The 18,461-nt window shown below is 60.6% G+C and carries 16 protein-coding genes, 2 tRNA genes and 1 pseudogene; 6 read left to right on the forward strand and 13 right to left on the reverse strand.

Going from position 1 to position 18,461, the window contains the following annotated elements; translation table 11 throughout:
- Positions 1 to 83 precede the first annotated feature (83 nt).
- Entirely contained in the window at positions 84 to 1,427 is a 1,344-nt protein-coding gene (dddP, locus tag BWR18_RS02240) for a dimethylsulfonioproprionate lyase DddP (protein ID WP_076626514.1), read from the reverse strand.
- On the opposite strand from dddP, the gene BWR18_RS02245 reads away from it, so the two are divergent.
- Positions 1,426 to 2,295, forward strand: a complete 870-nt coding sequence (locus BWR18_RS02245; RefSeq protein WP_368073634.1) for a DUF3445 domain-containing protein — start codon at positions 1,426 to 1,428, stop codon at positions 2,293 to 2,295. The two genes, dddP and BWR18_RS02245, sit on opposite strands and share 2 nt — an antisense overlap.
- Positions 2,296 to 2,323: 28 nt before the next feature.
- Here the strand turns inward: BWR18_RS02245 and BWR18_RS02250 are convergent, their stop codons facing one another.
- The 4 genes from BWR18_RS02250 to BWR18_RS02265 form a co-directional block, all read right to left on the reverse strand.
- A complete protein-coding gene (locus BWR18_RS02250) occupies positions 2,324 to 2,767 on the reverse strand; it encodes a glyoxalase superfamily protein (protein WP_076626515.1) in 444 nt (147 codons plus the stop codon).
- Between the two features lie 185 nt (positions 2,768 to 2,952).
- The gene (locus BWR18_RS02255; protein WP_083957614.1) at positions 2,953 to 3,756 is read right to left on the reverse strand and encodes a lytic murein transglycosylase; all 804 of its coding nucleotides are present in this window, start codon (positions 3,754 to 3,756) and stop codon (positions 2,953 to 2,955) included.
- 670 nt (positions 3,757 to 4,426) lie between these two features.
- Complete coding sequence (glnA, locus tag BWR18_RS02260) at positions 4,427 to 5,830, reverse strand: type I glutamate--ammonia ligase (RefSeq protein ID WP_076626516.1); 1,404 nt, start codon at positions 5,828 to 5,830, stop codon at positions 4,427 to 4,429.
- Positions 5,831 to 5,863: 33 nt separating this feature from the next.
- Complete coding sequence (locus tag BWR18_RS02265) at positions 5,864 to 6,202, reverse strand: P-II family nitrogen regulator (RefSeq protein ID WP_076626517.1); 339 nt, start codon at positions 6,200 to 6,202, stop codon at positions 5,864 to 5,866.
- Positions 6,203 to 6,376: 174 nt separating this feature from the next.
- Here BWR18_RS02265 and BWR18_RS22485 point away from each other — a divergent pair.
- Positions 6,377 to 7,967: pseudogene (locus BWR18_RS22485) on the forward strand (NAD(P)H-hydrate dehydratase).
- Here the strand turns inward: BWR18_RS22485 and BWR18_RS02275 are convergent.
- On the reverse strand, positions 7,964 to 8,467 hold the full coding sequence (locus tag BWR18_RS02275; RefSeq protein ID WP_076626518.1) for a Hint domain-containing protein: 504 nt from the start codon (positions 8,465 to 8,467) through the stop codon (positions 7,964 to 7,966). The pseudogene BWR18_RS22485 and the gene BWR18_RS02275 overlap by 4 nt on opposite strands.
- Before the next feature lie 127 nt (positions 8,468 to 8,594).
- Here BWR18_RS02275 and BWR18_RS02280 point away from each other — a divergent pair.
- Positions 8,595 to 8,679, forward strand: a tRNA-Leu gene (locus tag BWR18_RS02280).
- Positions 8,680 to 8,874: 195 nt separating this feature from the next.
- Entirely contained in the window at positions 8,875 to 9,780 is a 906-nt protein-coding gene (locus BWR18_RS02285) for a YihY/virulence factor BrkB family protein (protein WP_076626519.1), read from the forward strand.
- Here the strand turns inward: BWR18_RS02285 and BWR18_RS02290 are convergent.
- The 7 genes from BWR18_RS02290 to BWR18_RS02320 all read right to left on the reverse strand — a co-directional run bounded on the left by BWR18_RS02290 (position 9,740) and on the right by BWR18_RS02320 (position 16,240).
- Positions 9,740 to 10,669, reverse strand: a complete 930-nt coding sequence (locus tag BWR18_RS02290) for an AEC family transporter (RefSeq protein ID WP_076626520.1) — start codon at positions 10,667 to 10,669, stop codon at positions 9,740 to 9,742. The two genes, BWR18_RS02285 and BWR18_RS02290, sit on opposite strands and share 41 nt — an antisense overlap.
- Before the next feature lie 67 nt (positions 10,670 to 10,736).
- On the reverse strand, positions 10,737 to 11,540 hold the full coding sequence (locus tag BWR18_RS02295; RefSeq protein WP_076626521.1) for an MBL fold metallo-hydrolase: 804 nt from the start codon (positions 11,538 to 11,540) through the stop codon (positions 10,737 to 10,739).
- Positions 11,537 to 12,337 (reverse strand): TatD family hydrolase, encoded by an 801-nt coding sequence (locus BWR18_RS02300; protein ID WP_076626522.1) that lies wholly within the window; start codon positions 12,335 to 12,337, stop codon positions 11,537 to 11,539. The genes BWR18_RS02295 and BWR18_RS02300 overlap by 4 nt, the downstream gene beginning before the upstream one ends.
- Positions 12,334 to 13,452 carry a DNA polymerase III subunit delta' gene (locus tag BWR18_RS02305; RefSeq protein WP_076626523.1) on the reverse strand — a complete coding sequence of 373 codons (1,119 nt, stop codon included), beginning with the start codon at positions 13,450 to 13,452 and terminating at the stop codon, positions 12,334 to 12,336. Before BWR18_RS02305 ends, BWR18_RS02300 begins: the two co-directional genes overlap by 4 nt.
- A 75-nt stretch (positions 13,453 to 13,527) precedes the next feature.
- Positions 13,528 to 14,163 carry a dTMP kinase gene (gene tmk / locus BWR18_RS02310; RefSeq protein ID WP_076626524.1) on the reverse strand — a complete coding sequence of 212 codons (636 nt, stop codon included), beginning with the start codon at positions 14,161 to 14,163 and terminating at the stop codon, positions 13,528 to 13,530.
- Positions 14,160 to 15,326, reverse strand: a complete 1,167-nt coding sequence (locus BWR18_RS02315; protein WP_076626525.1) for a D-alanyl-D-alanine carboxypeptidase family protein — start codon at positions 15,324 to 15,326, stop codon at positions 14,160 to 14,162. The genes tmk and BWR18_RS02315 overlap by 4 nt, the downstream gene beginning before the upstream one ends.
- Before the next feature lie 17 nt (positions 15,327 to 15,343).
- Positions 15,344 to 16,240, reverse strand: coding sequence for an SPOR domain-containing protein (locus BWR18_RS02320; RefSeq protein WP_076626526.1), 897 nt, complete (start codon positions 16,238 to 16,240; stop codon positions 15,344 to 15,346).
- A 216-nt stretch (positions 16,241 to 16,456) separates the two neighbouring features.
- Here BWR18_RS02320 and BWR18_RS02325 point away from each other — a divergent pair.
- Positions 16,457 to 16,546, forward strand: a tRNA-Ser gene (locus BWR18_RS02325).
- Between the two features lie 988 nt (positions 16,547 to 17,534).
- Positions 17,535 to 18,455 (forward strand): LysR family transcriptional regulator, encoded by a 921-nt coding sequence (locus BWR18_RS02330; RefSeq protein ID WP_076626527.1) that lies wholly within the window; start codon positions 17,535 to 17,537, stop codon positions 18,453 to 18,455.
- Positions 18,456 to 18,461: the final 6 nt, after the last annotated feature.

Genomic DNA, 18,461 nt, shown 5'->3' on the forward strand with positions numbered 1-18,461 from the left:
TGTGCCCAGCACCTGAATGGCATTTACAAAAATGCTTTGTGATATGCTCATGCAAAAGTTTCCCGGTGGTTCCGTAAGACCGGTCAAGTCTTTCCCATCAGCGCCGGGTCAAACGGGTAGGTGATGAGGTTTTCGTATCCGGTTTCGGTCACCAGCACCTGATCCTCGAGTTTGATGGTAAAGTCGCCGCCAACCTCGCCCACTGCCGCCTCGACACATAGTACCATGCCCGGTTCAAGCGGGTAGTCGAAGGCGCCCGGCACGGCCTTGTCCGGGTAGGCGACCAGCGGCCATTCATCGCACAGTCCGACGCCATGCATCAGGCAGCCGTATTTCTGGGCCTGGAACTTGTCGTCCAGCACATGGGTGTTCGCGGTCAGCTCCGGAATCATGACCCCGGGTTTGATCATCTCCATGTTCTGCATGATGTGCTCATGCGCGTGCTGCATGGCATAGATCATGTCGGCGCGCGGCTTCTGATCCCCGATCCACCAGCTGCGCGAGATGTCGACGCAGATTCCGTAACTGCCCACCAGATCGGTGTCAAAGCTGATGATTTCGTTCTGCTGGCAGATGCGAGGGCCACATTCCTGAAACCACGGATTGGTGCGTGGGCCGGACGACAGCAAACGCGTTTCGATCCACTCGCCGCCGCGTCTGACGTTTTCTGCATGCAGAATGGCCCAGATGTCATCCTCGCACGTCTTCCCGTCGCCGACAGTTGCCCGCGCAAAGTCTTCCATCGCCTGCACGGCCGCTTCGCAGGCGTGCACGGCGCAGCGCATTGCAAGAAGTTCGTCCGCGCCCTTGATCGAGCGGGATTTTTCGGTGACCTCTTCGCCATCCATGACGGCAAAGCCTTGCGCTTCGAGCGCGCGTAAACCGTGCACCATGGGCTTGTCGACGGCGAGGCGTTTGACGCCCGGCGCATGTTTGGCGCAGATCTCTCGCACCGCATTGGCAAAGGTATCGGCGGCGACGTCAATCTTGTCACCGCGGTCGAAATAGAACAGGTCGGCGCCATGCCGGACCTCGCGCACGAGCGGGTTGAACGAGGACAAGAAGGGCGCATTCTTGTAGTCCCAGATCACCATGTAGCCATCAGCACACAGCAGCACCGCACGAAACGGGTTGTGCGTGTTCCACAGCTGCAAGTTGGTCGAGTCGGTGGCGTATCGGATGTTGAGCGGGTCGAACATCAACAGGCCGGCATAGTCCCGGTCGACGATGTGTTGGGTCAGGCGCCGCCACCGATATTCGCGCATGTCGGCAAGGTTGGGTAGGGTGAGCCCCGCGTCCTCCCATTCCTGAAAGGCAAGCTGCGTTGGCCCGATCTCGATCCGGTCTGCATCGTTTGGGGTGCCGTCGCCCAGGATTGCGCCGCGATTTGGGTCGATCTTGCGCGTATCGCGATAGTGTTGGTTCATGAGCCGCTCCTTCCCTTACGTCAGCCTGCCGTGGAAACTGCGCGGCGAATTGCCAGTTTCCGACAGGGATTTGGCGTTTTTTTCCGCTAGAGACGTCGCAATGTGCGTGTCACAACGGGCCATGGCTGCGATTTTGCACACACATTTGCCCGAAGACATGCGCATGTCGCGCGCACTGCCCGGCATACGGCCTGAAACTGGACCGTGGTTGCGGGTGGATGAAGCCTATGCCGAGCAGATGGCCCGGCGCGAGGAGTTGCTGGCGGCGCATCCGGCTGACGTTCTGTACCTTGACCCTGATGCGCGTCCGGCGGCGGATGAGCTTTTGGCCACTGTGCTCGCGGAGTTGCCTGGGATTGGTTTTGATCTGAGTGAGAGTTGCGTCCGACGCCCGGACGAACGCGTTGTGCACATTGACCCGTCCGCGCCGATGGCGACCCTTGGGCGCTTGTGCCAGAACGATTTCGTGTTGATGCAACAGCGCGGAGACGAACATGTGCTGACCGGCGCCGTGCTGTGCTTTCCGGCCTCGTGGCGGTTGCGTGAAAAGGCGGGGCGCCCGTTGACCGACATCCATGTTCCTGTTGATGACTACACAGAGGATCTGGCGCGCCGTGTTCAGCGCTTGTTTGACGGGATAGGGGTTGGGCGACCGCTGTGGCGGTTCAACCAGCTTTGGTACGAAGACCCCGAACTTTTTCAGCCACGCTCTCAATACGAACCAAGACGCGTGGGTGCCGGGTTGCAGGATAGGCCATATTACCGGACCGAACGGCAAACCCTGTTGCGGCTGCCGCAAAGCCGGGCCGTGGTCTTTGTCATCCACACTTATGTGTTGGCGCGTGCTGACGTGCCGCTCTTGGATTAGGCGGGCGACACGTCAGCGTTGCAAGTTGTCATTCCCGTGACCAGGCGTCGTGGATCACGACATGGGGTTGCCCATCGGATGTCGCGCGAATGGAACGCCCCGCGCCGTTCACAACGCAGTTCACCTGTTTCCGCCAGGCCGAAAATTGATGCGATCGCACAACGTCAATGGTGTCATCAAAGCGTAGGGTCAAAGCGTGGCGTCCGCCGGGCATGAGGCGTGCCGATTTGACGATCCCGCCGAAGCGATGCCCGAGATACCGGCCACTCACGCGCTGGCCCGGAAAATAACCGTGCTGCGGCGCGTCCTGCGCTCGTGCGCTGAGCGTGTTCCAATCGCGCGCGCCCCATTGACGGGCAACAGCCTCGAGGGCTTGTGCGTGGGTCAATGGCGTGCCGGTCGCATTGACCGTCTGTCGCAATCGTTTCGCCTGCGCCTTGAGCGCAGATCGTGAGGGTAAGGGAATATCCATATCCAGCTCCGTTATCCGGTCGCGTGGGTTTGGCGTTCGGGGCTCCGCGTTGCCGAGGCTGCGACCGTTCAAAGGGTCGGACAATCAGGGCTTCACCATGGTGCGGAGGGCAGGGGCCTGAACCCTGAGCGGCCAAATACTTAGATCAGCGCAGCGGCGCAAGCAGATCTTTTCGGGTGTGGTCGTTAACCGTCGATCCGCGCACCCATGATGGCGATGGACTGCTGATAGACAGTGGCCGCATTCCATTGCTTGATCACGGCAAAGTTTGGCTGCCCTTGCTGGTATCCCTGGCCGGGCTTCCATCCTTTTTGCCGCAAAAAATTCGCGGTCGACGCCAAGGCATCGGTCTGGTTGTACAGGTCCACGCGGCCATCGCCATTGGCGTCCACGCCATAGGTCAAAGCGTTTCCGGGCAGGAATTGGGTATGCCCCAACTCACCGTGTTTTGCCCCCTTGGTCGCGCCGGTGATCGACCCCTGGTCCACCAGTTTCAGCGCGCCAATGGCATGCGGTTTGAAAAACTCTGAGCGGCGGCAGTCGTATGTCAGGGTGACAATGGCGGACACGACGGAACTGTCGCCCATGAACCCACCAAAGGCAGTTTCCATGCCGTGGATCGCGATCAGGACGCCCGCGGGTACACCATATTGGCGTTCGAGGGCGGCGTAGAAGTCCGGGCTTCGTGCTTTCCGTTTGCGCCCCTGAGCGACAATCGTGTCGGCACCGCGGACCTGCATGAACTTGTCCAGGCTGTACCGAAACGATTTCTGGTTCCGATCTGCGGCGATTGTCCGGGTGGCGTAGCGTGCGTTTGCAAGGGCCTGTAATCCGCGCGATTGCACGCCCGCGCGTTGGGCGTCAGCAGCAAAATCCGATTTCCATGCGTCAAATCCGGCAGAAGTGTTTCCGCACTGAGCGGACGCAGCATGTGCGCATAGCACAAGAGCGGCGGTAAAAGTGCCGCCGACCAGACGTTTCAAACACATTTATCTTTCTCCCACTGACACTGTTGGGCCAAGATATCGTGTCTGTGCACACGGCCCCAAGCCCTTTTTCAAATGTGCCGTCAGGCCATGTGCGTAAGGATCATGTGCAGCCCCATAATGACCGAGGCAGCGACACAAACGCGAAGACAGAATTGAGTTGTGGTCATAAAATTCACCATTCTTTAACTTTTAATACCGTCATCGTCCGCTTGGAGGGGTGCAGATGCAAGTAAGGAATACACGACCCCCGCTGCATTGCAGCAGGATCGGCGAAATTACGCTCATTTCTTTGGCGTTGCTGGCCCATGGTATTGTTTACAAGGGTTTTTACTGTGCACGCAATCGCAGCAGAATGGTGTGAGCGCACGCCAAGGTCGTGCGATGGCCGTTTCTTTTGAGGCGTCTTGGACGGCCGCATCGTCGCTCAATCAGGCTGTGGATGTATCAGTTCATTCAGGCTTTGTGCAGGGGCTGTGGCCCATGATGCCGCGCTCTGCCGGTCTGGAAAGAACTCGCGCCTTCGGCGTATTTGGACAGAAGGTCGGCCGACAGACCGCCCCAGCGAACGGCGCGTGCGCGGGCATCAAGCCAGATCAGAGATCCGGCGCCTGCACCCACTAAAAAAGGCGCCCCGGTACGGGACGCCTTGAGTTTCAACTGCCAGGGAGGATCAGCAGCTGTAGTACATGCCGAACTCAACCGGGTGCGGCGTGTGTTCGTATGTTTCGATCTCTTCCATCTTGAGCGCGATGTAGCCTTCGATCTGGTCCTTGGTGAAGACGTCACCAGCCAGCAGGAAGTCCATGTCTGCTTCCAGCTCTTCCATCGCTTCGCGCAGCGAGCCACACACAGTCGGGATACCGGCCAGCTCTTCTGGAGGCAGGTCGTAGAGGTCCTTGTCCGACGGCTCGCCCGGATGGATCTTGTTCTGGATGCCGTCAAGGCCCGCCATCAGTAGGGCCGCGAAGCACAGGTAGGGGTTGGCCGACGGGTCTGGGAAGCGCGCTTCCACCCGTTTGGCTTTGGGCGACTCGGTCCATGGGATGCGGACGCACCCCGAGCGGTTGCGGGCCGAGTAGGCGCGCAGCACGGGGGCCTCGAAGCCTGGGATCAGGCGCTTGTAGCTGTTGGTCGATGGGTTGGTGAAGGCGTTGAGCGCTTTGGCGTGCTTGAGAACGCCGCCGATGAAGAACAGAGCCTCGTCGGACAGATCAGCGTATTTGTCGCCTGCAAAGAGCGGCTTGCCGTCTTTCCAGATTGACATGTTCACATGCATGCCCGTGCCGTTGTCGCCTGCGATGGGCTTGGGCATGAACGTGGCCGACTTGCCGTAGGCGGCGGCGACGTTGTGGATCACATACTTGTATTTCTGCAACTCGTCGGCCTGCTTGGTCAGGCTGTCAAAGATCAGACCCAGCTCGTGCTGGCACGACGCGACCTCGTGGTGGTGCTTGTCGACCTTCATGCCCAGACGCTTCATGGTGGAGAGCATCTCGGAGCGCAGGTCCTGGCTTTCGTCCGTGGGGTTCACGGGGAAGTAGCCGCCCTTGACGCCGGGACGGTGGCCCATGTTGCCCATCTCGTACTCGGTATCAGTGTTCCAGGACGCGTCGGTCGCGTCGACTTCATAAGACACCTTGTTGATCGAGTTCGAGAAGCGCACATCGTCGAACAGGAAGAATTCTGCCTCCGGGCCCATGTAAGCCGCGTCGCCGATGCCTGTGGATTTCAGGTATGCTTCGGCCTTCTCGGCGGTGCCGCGCGGGTCACGCTCGTAGGCTTCGCCGGTGTCAGGCTCAACAATGGAGCAATGCACACAGATCGTCTTTTCCGCATAGAAAGGATCGACATAAGCACTGGCCTGGTCGGGCATCAGTTTCATGTCTGAGGCTTCGATGGACTTCCAGCCCGCGATGGATGAGCCATCGAACATAAAGCCTTCTTCAAGGAAGTCTTCATCGACCTGGTCGGCCATGACGGTCACGTGCTGAAGCTTGCCGCGCGGGTCTGTGAAACGGATGTCGACGTACTCGGCGTCTTCTTCCTTGATCATGTCGAGAACGGGGTTGGCCATTCCTATTGGTCCTTCCTGTCTTTTGGTAAGAGTTTAGAGCGCGTCCGAACCGGTCTCACCGGTACGGATGCGAATGGTTTGTTCGATGGGGGTGACAAAGATCTTTCCGTCGCCGATTTTCTCGGTCTTGGCGGCGTCGACAATTGCGGAGATGGCAGCATCGACCTGATCGTCATCAAGCACAACTTCGACTTTCACCTTGGGCAGAAAGTCGACGACATACTCCGCGCCGCGATAGAGTTCTGTGTGGCCCTTCTGGCGACCAAATCCCTTGACTTCGATGACCGAAAGCCCCTGAACGCCGACCTCTTGCAGGGCCTCTTTCACCTCATCAAGCTTGAATGGCTTGATGATTGCTTCGATCTTTTTCATGGGGCTGGCCTCCCTTTGTCGCGCCTTGGGTTGGGATGGACCACTTCCGGGTTTGGGACGTCCATGGGATGGGGTAGAGAATAAGGATGCTGCGGGCGGATTGTGAGGTGCGCGCCTTGGAATTGTGCGTTGCGCATAAAAATTATGCGAACTGGAAACTCTGGGGATTTCAGCATGACGGAACTCCTGACGGCAGCGCAAATTCGGGCGGTTGAACAGGCCGCAATCGAGTCGGGCCATATCACCGGCCTTGAACTGATGGAACGGGCCGGTGCCGGTGTGGTCGAGGCCGTGTTCGATGAGTGGCCAACCTTTGTTGAGGGCGCCCATGGCGCTGTGGTGCTGTGCGGCCCCGGCAACAACGGGGGTGACGGGTTCGTCATTGCGCGACTGCTGGCAGCGCGCGGTTGGGCGGTCAAGGTGTTCTTCTATGGCTCGCCTGACCAGCTTCCCGCGGATGCGCGCACGAATTACGACCGCTGGCGTGCCATCGGTGACGTTACTGTGCGTGCCATCAACCCGTCACCGCTGGTCGATGACAGCCTTGCGCTCGGGTCGCCCGACCTGATGGTCGATGCCCTTTTCGGAACGGGTTTGACGCGCCCGGTCCGGGGCGTGTTCACAATGATAGCAAACACAACCGATCTGCGGCGTCAGAAGCGCGTGCCCTTGGTGGCAGTCGATATCCCCTCGGGCCTGTGCAGCGACAGCGGCCGCGTCCTTGGCACTGTGATCCCGGCGGAACTGACGGTGACGTTCCATCGCGCAAAACCGGGTCACTATCTTGCGCGCGGCCCAAAGCTGTGCGGCAAATTGAAAGTTGTGGATATTGGCTTGTGATGTGGCGGCGAGACGACGCTCGAACACGGTCGGGAGGTGCAAGATGTCTGTTGTCAGCTTGATTGATCAAAACGCGTTGCCGGATCTTGCAAAAGGATCGGGGCACAAGTTCGACCACGGTCATGCCCTGGTTCTGACAGGTGGGCCCGGGCGTACTGGCGCGGCGCGGCTTGCTGCGCGAGGTGCATTGCGGATCGGGGCGGGCCTGGTCACTTTGGGCGTGCCACCCTCCGCACAGATGGAGGTCGCATCGCAGATCACCGCGCTCATGCTCGCACGGATTGAGGATGCCAGCGCCGTTGATGCGCTGCTGGCAGATCAAAGGATCAACGCGTTGTGCCTTGGTCCAGGCCTCGGCCTCGGTGATCAGGCCGCTGCACGGGTGGATGCGGTGCTGGGCGGAGGACACCTCCGCCTTACGAGGCGTGTTGTCTTTGACGCCGATGCGCTCACACTGCTCGGACAGGATAGCAGGCGCATGGCGGCTTTGAACGAACATGCCGTGCTGACACCACATGGCGGAGAGTTCGCCCGTCTGTTTCCGGACATTGCTGAAAGGCTGACCGCGGCGCCGGATCACGGGCCCGCATACTCCAAAGTGGATGCGACCCGCGACGCCGCACAACGCTGCGGCGCGGTTGTTCTGTTCAAGGGGCCGGACACCGTGATTGCCCACCCGGATGGGCGTTGCTCTATTCACTCCGCCGCGTACGAGCGCGAGGCACCTTGGCTGGCCACTGCCGGGGCCGGGGACGTGCTGGCTGGCTTCATAACCGGTCTTCTAGCGCGCGGGTTTGATCCCATGGTTGCGTGCGAAGCTGCCGCCTGGGTCCATGTTGAATGCGGCCGCGCCTTTGGGCCCGGGCTGATCGCCGAGGATCTTCCCGAACTCCTGCCGCAGGTGCTGCGTGCATTACAAGCTTAAGCGGCTTCTACCCCGGTCAACGTCATGGCGGGCACCGACAGTTCCAAGCCGTCGGCATAGACCACGTGCGGTGCCTCGAACCCAAGCCGCACCAATGTCATCTGGCGTGGGCCAAGCGACGTGATGTACTCACCGTCAATCAAGCAACCCGCGGGCATGACCGCCTGCGCTGCCCCGCGAAGCGCCTTCGCGCGCCAGTCGCGCACAAGTACCATTTGGGCCGCCGGGATGATAACGTTATGGCTGGGCTTGCTATCGCCCAGCGACCCGGCAGCAATCTTCACCGCCTCATCAGTGGTTCGATAGGACTGTGTCGCGGTCAGTGGGGCAAGTCCCGCATTCCGTGTGACAATCCGATCCCCGGCTGAAAGGTATTCGACGGGAATTTCACCGTCAGAAGTCAATAGAAGGGTGCCGGACACAAGCCCGACATGAGCAATATCAATGCGCAAAGGGGGCATCCGCCCGACCGTTTCGCGCCCGACCGTATTCGGTTTCATGGCGTCTCTCTCTGTAACCTGCCTCTAGGTTAAGCGCAGGATAGCTCAACAGGCCCTTAATGTCGCGTGATTTTTCGTCAAATACGTCTCGCCTCCCCGCGCGCTCTTTGCTATTGGGGCGCGTGTTGCGGGCGTGGCGGAATTGGTAGACGCACCAGATTTAGGTTCTGGCGCCGCAAGGTGTGGGAGTTCGAGTCTCCCCGCCCGCACCATTTCTTAACGGCCTAACGCCGTCGGCTTCTTGAAACCGGTTTGGTCGAGGTCGGTCTTGGCGCCCGCACCATTTATTTTTCGTCAAATACCGCGCCCCAGCCCTCGACTGAGATCGAACAGTTTTCGAACAGGCCCAACAGGCACTCCAGCAACGACATTGAGAAACTATTGCGGGTTTCATACGTTCCACGCTTATGACCCAGTCAGAAACAAACAACGTCCCGCCGAAAGATCCTGCATTGTGGTGGCGCGCCATTCGTCATGTCGTGCGCCTGAATGATGAAAAGCACTTGGGTCTGATCGCGGCAGGTGTCGCATTCTATGCTATCCTCGCTGTCTTTCCCGGTATCGCGGCAACGATTGCCCTTTGGGGGATCGTGGGGGATCCTGCGTTGGCGCTTCAGCAGATGGAGGAGTTTCAGGCGCTGATCCCAGCGGATGTCTACGCTTTGCTCTCTGCGCAACTGCTCAAGCTTGCGACGACCGATGGCCTGACGCTGGGGTGGGCATCACTATTGTCGTTCGGCTTTGCCCTTTGGTCGGCACGGGCCGGTGTGGCCGCCCTCATGCAGGGTCTCAACGCCATCTACGACGCGCCAAACCGATCGGGGCTGTCGCATTACATCAGGGCATTTTTATTGACCCTCAGCCTGATCGGCGTGGTCCTGACCGCGATGGCCTGCATTGTTGTTGTACCTGTCATTCTGGCGTTTCTGCCCCTTGGCCCGTGGGCCAATTTCGGGGTCGAGCTCCTGCGTTGGGGCGTGGGCATCGGTGTCTTGCTTATTGGGTTCGCGCTGATTTACCGGCTTGGTCCCAACCTGTCTGGCCAACGTCCGCGCCTCATCTCGCCCGGTGCGGCGTTTGCGGTCATCTTCTGGTTGGCCGCGTCGACTGGCTTTTCGGTCTATTTGCAGAATTTCGGCAATTACAACGAAATCTACGGCTCAATCGGCGCCGTCATCGTCATGCTGATGTGGCTGTTCATCAGCGCCTATCTTGTGTTGTTGGGTGGCGCTTTGAACGCCGAGTTGGCACGGGCGCGGCGGGCCAAGCTGTCTATCCCAGAACCACCAGCCACATCCACGCAGTCACGATAGTCAACGCCGTCGCAACCAGCACTGATGTCGCGGCGACCCGCTTTGCCCGGCCGTACATATTCGCAAAGATATAGCCATTCACGCCCGGTGCCATCGCAGCCGTGAGGACAGTGGTTTTGTGCGTGTCGGGTGGTACGGCAAGCGCGTTGCCCAGCACGAAAGTGATCGCCGGATGCAACAGAAGCGAGATGCCGCAGACCATCGCGATCACCCGCGCGTCCCCCTCGGGGCGATACCGGATCAGAACGCCGCCCAAGGCAAAAAGAGCCGTCGGCAGTGCGGCACGGATCACCAGATCCAGCCCGTCCTGCAGGACACCCGGGATGACAACGCCGCTGAGGTTCACGACAAAACCTGCCATGATGGCCAGAACCAGCACGTTGCGAAACATGGCGCTTGCAACGCCCTTGGCCATGGTGAGCGGGCTTTGGCCGCGGTTGCGCGCAATCTCCATCGCCGTGATGCCCAGCCCGTAGCAGAAGGGTGAATGGAACGCGATGATAGTGAACGCACCAGACAGCGCCTCGGGGCCGTAGGCACGCTCGTTGATCGCCAGACCCAGCAGGACAGAGTTCGAAAACAGGCAGCAAAAGCCGATCGCGATACTGTCCTCGATGTTGCGTTTGAACATGTAGTAGGCGCCCGCAGTTCCAACGGCAAAACCCGCAGCCGCGCCGACGTAAAAGCTGGTCAGCAAGCGCAGGTCCAGGCTCGTGGACAGGTCCAGATTTGCGATGGCTGAGAACAAGAGGCAGGGGATCGCGAAGTTTTGGGCAAACTTCATCAAACCGTCTATGCCCTGTTCGGTGAAGAAGCCGCGCCAGACAGCGACATACCCGAACCCGATGACCAGAAAGACGGGCAGGATGACGTCGAGGAGCGCTTGCATGATCAGGCCTTTGCGGCGGGGTCAGAGGGCAGGAGCCTCCGGCGGGGATTTTCTGAAACAGAGACGGTCAGGACACCGGGCGCGTCACCGTCATGCCGTCATACGCAGGTTCGACGTGGCTGGGGGTTTCGGCCAGCACGGTGTCGTAGTCGAGGTCAATGTGCATGTTTGTGAGAATGGCATGTTGTGGCTTGACCCGCTCGATCCATTGGAGCGTTTTGTCCAGGTGGCTGTGGGTCGGGTGCGGGTCGCGGCGCAGCGCATCGACGATCCAGATGTCGAGGTTGTCGAGGTGGCTCCACGCCGCATCCGGGATAGTGGCCACGTCAGGCAGATACGCCACATCGCCGATGCGGAAACCAAGCGCGTCGATGCTGCCGTGGTTGACCTCGAATGGGGTGAAGGTGATGGGGCCGCCGGGGCCGTCGATCACCGTATCTCCGTCGATTGTATTCAGTTCCAGGATCGGCGGGTAGGGCGAGCCCTTGGGTTGAACAAAGGCATATCCGAAGCGACTGATCAGGTCGTCTTGCGTGTCCCCATCCGCCCAGACTTGCAGCCGTTCGCGCATGTTGAAGACGATCATGCGCAGGTCGTCTATCCCGTGCACATGATCGGCATGAGCATGGGTATAGATGACGCCGTCAAGGCGCCCGGTTCCGGTGCTGAGAAGCTGGTTGCGTAGGTCGGGCGATGTGTCGACCAGCACCGTGGTCGTGCCGGCATCGCCCGTGCGCTCGACCAGCATGGAACAGCGCTGGCGCCGGTTCTTCGGGTTGTTCGGATCGCAATCCCCCCAATGGCCGCCCAGCCGCGGCACGCCACCGGACGAGCCGCAGCCCAGGATTGTGAACGTCAGCGTATCTGTCATGCGGCGACCGTGTAGGCCGCTGCCTTGGCAAACAGGCGGTCGAAATTCTTTTGCGTGTGCGCCGCGAACGTGGCGTAGTCGACGCCCATCGTCTCGGCCCCCTTGCGCGCCGTGTGTGCGGTAAAGGCGGGTTCGTTGCGCTTGCCCCGATGAGGCGGCGGCGCAAGGTAGGGTGCGTCGGTTTCCACCAGGATGCGATCCATAGGTGCGGCGGCGAAGATGTCGCGCAGCTCCTGGCTTTTGGGGAACGCCGCGATGCCGGACATCGACAGGTAGAACCCAATGTCAAGCGCGGCCCGCGCCAGATCCCGCGATGAGGAGAAACAGTGCATCACGCAGGTGTAGGCGCCCTGTTTGTACTCGTCTGTCAGGATGCTGGCCATGTCATCGTCGGCGGCTCGCGCATGGATGATAAGTGGCAGGCCGGTCTCTCGGGCTGCCGCTATATGGACGCGCAGCGACTGTTTCTGGATTTCGGCGCTGTCGGACGTGTAGTGATAGTCCAACCCGGTTTCCCCAATGCCCACAAATTTCGGGTGCCGGGCGAGGGCGATCAGCTCGTCCGTGGTGGCGAGCGGTTCGTCCGCCGCGCTCATCGGATGTGTTCCGGCGGCGTAAAAGACCGGTGCGTGCGCCTCGGCAATGGCGCGAACCTGAGGTTCCAGCCGCAGCTTTGTACAGATCGTGACCATGCGCGTCACACCCGCGTCGGCCGCGCGTTTGACAATGACGGGAAGCTGGCCCTCGAAATCCGGAAAGTCGAGGTGGCAGTGGCTGTCGGTTATTTCTGGGGTCATCGGGCGGGGGCCGTCTCGGAGAGCTTGAACAGCGTATCTAGGACGAGTGCGGCAGGGTCAAGGTTGACCGCCCTGCCGTGGCGGGCGCGGGCCAGTGCCGTTTGCGCCGTGTGTGCCCAGGCGCGGGCCTGCGCCGCATGTGGGGCAAGGCGCATCAGGATGGCCGCTTCGTCCGGTGCGGCCTCGACGGCTGGCGGGTGACCCAACGCACCTGTGCGCGCAAGGCGCGACAGCGCGACGTCGATCAGGGTGTACAGCAAGTCCAGCTTTTCCTCCGCACCGCGTCCCGCGGCGGCTTCGGCCAAGGCAAGGGCACGACCCCGATCAAGGTTCGGCAGAGTGCCCAGAAGGTGGACCACCTCGCGGTAGATCTGCAGCCCGCCCAGCAGCGACAGGCGCAATGCATCGCCAACCGATCCGGCACTGAGCTCGGCGAGGGCGGTCGCGTCTGGGCCCGGATCCACACCTGCCTGTGCCATGGCCTGTTCCATCTGCGATGGGTCCAGCGTACCAAGCCGCAGGGTCCTGCACCGTGAACGGATCGTCGGCAACAGACGGCTTGGCTGATGGCAGATTAATAGCAGTGTGGTGCGCGCAGGCGGTTCTTCGAGCATTTTCAGAAGTGCATTGGCCGCATTCACGTTCATGTCGTCAGCCGCGTCGATGATCACGACCCTGCGCCCGCCATCCGTGGCGCTCAGTTGAAAAAAGGACCCCAACGCGCGGATGTCGTCGATGGTGATTTGATCCCGCAGGCGTTTGGTCTTTTCATTTTCGGTGCGGTGTACGGATTTGAGGCCCGGATCCGCACCAGCCGCGATCCGCCGGGCCACGGGGTGCTCTGGTGAAACATCAAGCGTGTTGGGCACCGGCGCGCCGAACATGTCATCCGGGTCCGGATCGGGGGTGGACAGCAGAAAACGCGCGATGCGCCATGCGAGCGTCGCCTTGCCCACCCCTCGCGGGCCCGTGAGCAGCCATGCGTGATGCAAGCGCCTGGAATTGAACGCATCGAGAAACGCGTTTTGTGCGACGTCCTGGCCAATGAGTTCAAGCGTCTCGCGCGGGTGTGGCGCACCGGGAATGCGTGTCGGGTCTGGGGTGTCTTCGGCCATAGGGTGTGACCTAGCATTGGACGTGGGAGGGCGGCCAGCCCCCCGGGCGCATGCGCGCCTCGACCGGAGGTATTTTCAGCCAGAAGAAGACAAATATGCGGCGGTTGCCGCCTGCACGTCCTGAGCGACGGCGTCAATGTCCTGCGCGCCGTTGATCGTGCGGAAGCGGTCAGAGAATTCCTTGGCCAGGCCAAGGAAACCCGCGCGCATCTTTTCCTGCAGATCGGTGCCGAAATCTTCGAACCGTTCTTCCGTGCCCTGGCGGCCCTTTGCACGGGCCAGACCTTGGCCCGGGTTCATGTCGATCAGGATCGTCAGGTCAGGTTCGCGCCCGATCATCAGATCGTGCAGCGTATCGACCTTGCCCCGCAGGTCCCCGCGGCTGAGCCCCTGATACATCCGGGTGCTGTCGGCAAAGCGGTCGCAGATCACGATTTTGCCCGCATCGACAGCTGGTTGGATCAGGCGCTCCATGTGGTCGCGCCGTGCCGCGGTGAAGAGCAGCAGTTCTGTTTCGGCAGACCATCGATCCGGGTCCCCTTGCAGGACCAGGGCGCGTATTTCCTCGGCGCCGGGGCTGCCACCCGGTTCGCGGGTCAGAATCACGTCATGTCCCAGGCTGCGCAGGTGTTCAGCCAGCCGCCGCGCTTGCGTGGATTTGCCGGATCCGTCGATGCCTTCGAACGTGATAAAGTGCCCTTTGGACGTCACGCGCCACCTTCAGGAGCGGTTTCCTCGTTGAACCTTTCGATCAGGGACAGCGCGGCTGTCGAGATCTTGGCAAGGAAGCCGCCATGGGGAATGTCCGCTTCGGCCAACAGAGGCACACGTACTTCGGGCAGTCCTTCGGGTTGGATCACAAGTTCGCCCAGCGTCGTTCCTGCCGCGATGGGGGCCTGCACCGGGCCGGTGTAGACCACTTCGGCGTTCACCGTCTTTCCCGACAGGATGGGCAAAAGCACGGTGACGTCCTCTTGCGGCACCAGGCCCACTTCGGGCTCCGCCCCTTCCCACACACGGGCGGTGGCCACACGTGTGCCGCCCTCAACCACTGTGCGTTCGGCGAATTGGCGGAAGGCCCAGTTCACGATCGCTTCCGATTCCTGCGCCCGCGCTTCCACGGTGTCGATGCCCGAGATTACGAAAACCACGCGCCGGTCGCCTTGTTTGGCGGATCCGGTGAGACCATAGCCCGCCTCTTGCGTGTGCCCGGTTTTGAGCCCGTCCGCACCGATGCCGAGCGTCAGCAGCGGATTGCGGTTGAAGCGGTTAGAGCTTTCGGTCGCGTCAAAAAGAAACTCGGTTTCCGAGAACATCGGATAGTATTCGGGGTAATCCGTGATCAATCGCTGCGACAAAAGACCCAGATCGCGCATCGACATCCGGTGCCCGGCGGCAGGCCAGCCGCTGGAATTGGCGAAGGTCGAATTGGTCATGCCCATTTCCTGCGCCCGTCGGGTCATCAGTCGGGCAAAGCCCGCCTCGGTTCCGTCGGGGCTGAGCGCTTCGGCGATGACCACGCAGGCGTCGTTGCCTGACAGGACGATGATGCCGCGGATCAGGTCCTCGACCGTGACCCGCTCGCCTTGCTTCAGAAACAGCGTCGAGCCGCCGAAGCTGTTGGCATGCGCCGATACGACCAACTCGTCCGTCATGGAGAGCTGTCCGCGCTCGACAGCTTCGAACGCCATATACAGCGTCATCAGCTTCGACATGGACGCGGGCGGCAGCGGCTCGTCCGCGTTTTTGTTCAGCAGGACGGTGCCGGTGGTGTGGTCGATGACATAGGCCGCCGTCGCCCGCGTCTCGAACGCGGTGACGGGCAGGGCGGTACTTGCAATCAGCAATGCAGCGGCTGCGAGGGGGCGGATCACGGGTGAGTTGCTCCTGATCAGTTGGTGACGGCGTATGCGTCAGTGAACCCTTCGCCCTTGATGGTCTCCAGCAGCTGGCTGCGCTCGGATGCGGTGCCCGCAGGGCCGACAACGACGCGCCAGAACGGTTTGCCGTCGCGTTCAAAGGATTTCACGGTTGGAATGACCCCGGCGCCGCGCATCTGCTTGGCGGTGCGCTCGGCGTTGGCCTCGACCGAGAAGATGCCGATCTGGATGAACGGCCTGTCGAGGGTGGATGCCGGTGGCGCCGCGGTTGCGGCGGCAGGGGTGGGCTCGATGGTCGCGGCGGGCTGAATGCCCTGAGCCGCTGGTGTTGGTGCGTCAAGCGCCGCAGCGGCGCTCTCGATGGGATCAAGCGTCGTGGTCGCAACTTCCGCAGGGGCGGCGACGGATTCGGCGTCCACAGGCGCTGCTTCGGGCTCAACCGCCACTTCTTCCTTGCGCAGCGCCGTCACGTTCAGCTGCGCCGGTGCGCCCGCCAACATGCCCAAAGCCTCGGCCGCGTCCGAACTGATCTGAATGCGCGGGCCGGGAATGTCCCGCTCGCGGCGGAACAGCGCGCCCACAACGAACTGGTCGTTTTCGGTGTTGCGGATGATCACACGCTCGGGGTCCGTGACATCCGGGTGCGCCACCCACACGCCGCCAAGCGACGGGCGACCGTCCCACAGACCCGCTTCGGTGGCCGAAAACACGCCGGGCGCTTCGACTTCACGCTCGACCGTCTTGACGGGTGCGCCCGGTTTTGGCGTGTCTTCAACGGATGTGTTCGAGCGTTTGAACGCGTCCATGGCGACAAACTGGCCGCTTTCGTTGCATCCGGCCAACAGGCCAAGAGCGAAAAGTGCGGCAGTGCCGCTGCGAAATGTGGAACGGGATGGAAGTCTGCTCATGGACCAAGTCCTTGCCTGCTGTTGCCTGTGCGCCCTGTTTTGGGCTGTTTTGGTGCCGCGTCCGACACGGAATGCCGCCCCGCTTATGCAGGGTTCTGGCCCGATGATAGCGTGAACGACACGTTCTGAAAAGCAGGCGATTCGCGGATCGGCAAATTTCCACGGCGCTGTAGGCATTTGCAGAATCGCATTTGCAGCCCTAAAGCACGTCGCACCGGAGGTTTGGCAGAGTGGTCGAATGCGGCGGTCTTGAAAACCGTTGGGCGTGAGAGCGTCCCGTGGGTTCGAATCCCACAGCCTCCGCCAAAAACAATATATCCTATAGCAACGTCAACGCGTCAGATGCCGGTTGGGTCGTATGACTGACCTCATACCTGCCCATTGGCAACGAATGCATCTGAACACACGTCGCCACAGATATGCACGCGGTCGCACGGGATTTACTGTGATTGACGGTTGCAAGGATTAGACGGTGTCGATCACCCGAACCACGCGCAAAATATCGCATGAACGTCTATCCCGATGCGGCAGACAAACCGCACTGTTGCCAGGCGTTCACCGGTCCAAATGAAGACACCCGGCATCGAAGTTGGCAGGCTTGCCGTATGCCATCTGCGCGTCATTCAGCCAGAAAAGGGCAAACATGTTCACCGCCCGTTTTCGACCCGTGAAGCACCCCACATGGAGGAAATCAATGGGTCCTGAGGCAGGAAGACTGAGAAACAGAGGACCATGTTCAGGCATATTGCAGGACCGGCCAGCAGATGGAAAGGGTCACGCCCGTTGCTTCTCGAACCTGATATGTGGATCGGCAAGGTCGACACCAATGCCTTGGGAGCGATGAGGGAGACGCAAACGGAAGTCCATCGGGGCTCGCGGCAACGAGTTATCGGGCCGCCATAAAAAGCCGGGCGTACGTCAGCAATCGCGGCTTCGTCTCCAAAACCGAACAGACCGTTGCAATGTAGCGGGGTCCATGTACGTCCGCGCAGGGCACTCATTTGGACGCATATTGCAAGGCTTTGCTTCCCCCTACCTGACACTCACGGTTCATGCAGCCTTTCTGTGCGCCAGAGGGCTCTGACACAGGATTGGGTTGACCTCGGCCAACTTGCCTTCGGTGGCGGTCTTGATGTCTCATTCTCGTTTGGGTTTTCAGCTTGCGATGAGCACCCTGCCAGATATCGCAAGGTTGGTTCACAGCCGTGACCTGTAACATACCTGTCGCAAACATGACTTCTTCCGATATCCAAAAGAGGCATAAGTGTCAGCCAAACATCATCTGTGAGTTTTGATGAATCTAAGAGATCTGGAATATGTCGCCGCTATCGCGAGACTCGGCAGTTTCAGCGGAGCCGCTGAGGCCTGTCATGTGTCGCAGCCCGCATTGTCCAACCAAATCCGGAAGCTTGAAAAAGAGCTGGGCGTGGACCTGTTTATCCGTGCGAGCGGTGAAACGCGGCTCACCGCATTTGGCGCAAGGGTTGTCGGTATCGCTGATGAGATGCTTGTGGGCGCGCAGCGCATAAAGGATGCCGCGACCGAGTTTCGCGAGCCGGAAGCCGTGCCATTCCTGATTGGCCTGACACCGACACTTGCGCCTTACCTGTCCCAGTACTTCTCGCAATTGTTCAGTGAATTGTTCCCTAGAATGCGGGTGACGATGATCGAGGATTTGCCGCAAAATATGCTGAAACGCGTCGAGGATCACACACTTGACGTAGCCCTTGTTGCTGAACTTAATCACAATCCGACGTTGGATTTTACATCAATCTGGTCCGAACCGCTGTTTTTGGCGATGCGCCGTGGGCACCCGCTGGAAACCCTGTCCTCTATCTGTCCCGAGGAGGTGCCGATGCACGACTTTATCCGGTTGCCCCATTCCTTTGGCTATGAATTGGAAAACCGATTGCCCCGGCCGGATCGCCACGCCCGGGCAGCAAAACGGTTCGATCTGACGGCTTTGCGGTTCGAGACGATCTGTCGGCATATATGTCATACAGACGATTGCACAATTGTTTCGGGTTTGGCCGCCGAGCAGTTTCGGGCTGATGGCTGGCCTTTGTCATTCGTCCCGTTCGAGGCGCCCGGCAACATGAGGAACCTTGGCGCCGCGTCTCGTCTGAACTGCCCGCGAAAACCGCTGCTGGCCAAGATCGGGGCCTATATCCAGCGCAATCCGCCCAAAGGGGTCACGCCCACCTTCGGGGCGTGACCTGTC

The sequence above is a fragment of the Tateyamaria omphalii genome (genome assembly GCF_001969365.1).
Lineage (GTDB): Bacteria > Pseudomonadota > Alphaproteobacteria > Rhodobacterales > Rhodobacteraceae > Tateyamaria > Tateyamaria omphalii_A.

Coding starts and splice junctions, on each gene's coding strand:
- BWR18_RS02245 (WP_368073634.1), top strand. CDS start 1,426: ATGAGCCGCTCCTTCCCTTACGTCAGCCTGCCGTGGAAACTGCGCGGC.
- dddP (WP_076626514.1), bottom strand. CDS start 1,427: ATGAACCAACACTATCGCGATACGCGCAAGATCGACCCAAATCGCGGC.
- BWR18_RS02250 (WP_076626515.1), bottom strand. CDS start 2,767: ATGGATATTCCCTTACCCTCACGATCTGCGCTCAAGGCGCAGGCGAAA.
- BWR18_RS02255 (WP_083957614.1), bottom strand. CDS start 3,756: ATGTGTTTGAAACGTCTGGTCGGCGGCACTTTTACCGCCGCTCTTGTG.
- glnA (WP_076626516.1), bottom strand. CDS start 5,830: ATGGCCAACCCCGTTCTCGACATGATCAAGGAAGAAGACGCCGAGTAC.
- BWR18_RS02265 (WP_076626517.1), bottom strand. CDS start 6,202: ATGAAAAAGATCGAAGCAATCATCAAGCCATTCAAGCTTGATGAGGTG.
- BWR18_RS02275 (WP_076626518.1), bottom strand. CDS start 8,467: ATGAAACCGAATACGGTCGGGCGCGAAACGGTCGGGCGGATGCCCCCT.
- BWR18_RS02285 (WP_076626519.1), top strand. CDS start 8,875: ATGACCCAGTCAGAAACAAACAACGTCCCGCCGAAAGATCCTGCATTG.
- BWR18_RS02290 (WP_076626520.1), bottom strand. CDS start 10,669: ATGCAAGCGCTCCTCGACGTCATCCTGCCCGTCTTTCTGGTCATCGGG.
- BWR18_RS02295 (WP_076626521.1), bottom strand. CDS start 11,540: ATGACAGATACGCTGACGTTCACAATCCTGGGCTGCGGCTCGTCCGGT.
- BWR18_RS02300 (WP_076626522.1), bottom strand. CDS start 12,337: ATGACCCCAGAAATAACCGACAGCCACTGCCACCTCGACTTTCCGGAT.
- BWR18_RS02305 (WP_076626523.1), bottom strand. CDS start 13,452: ATGGCCGAAGACACCCCAGACCCGACACGCATTCCCGGTGCGCCACAC.
- BWR18_RS02320 (WP_076626526.1), bottom strand. CDS start 16,240: ATGAGCAGACTTCCATCCCGTTCCACATTTCGCAGCGGCACTGCCGCA.
- BWR18_RS02330 (WP_076626527.1), top strand. CDS start 17,535: ATGAATCTAAGAGATCTGGAATATGTCGCCGCTATCGCGAGACTCGGC.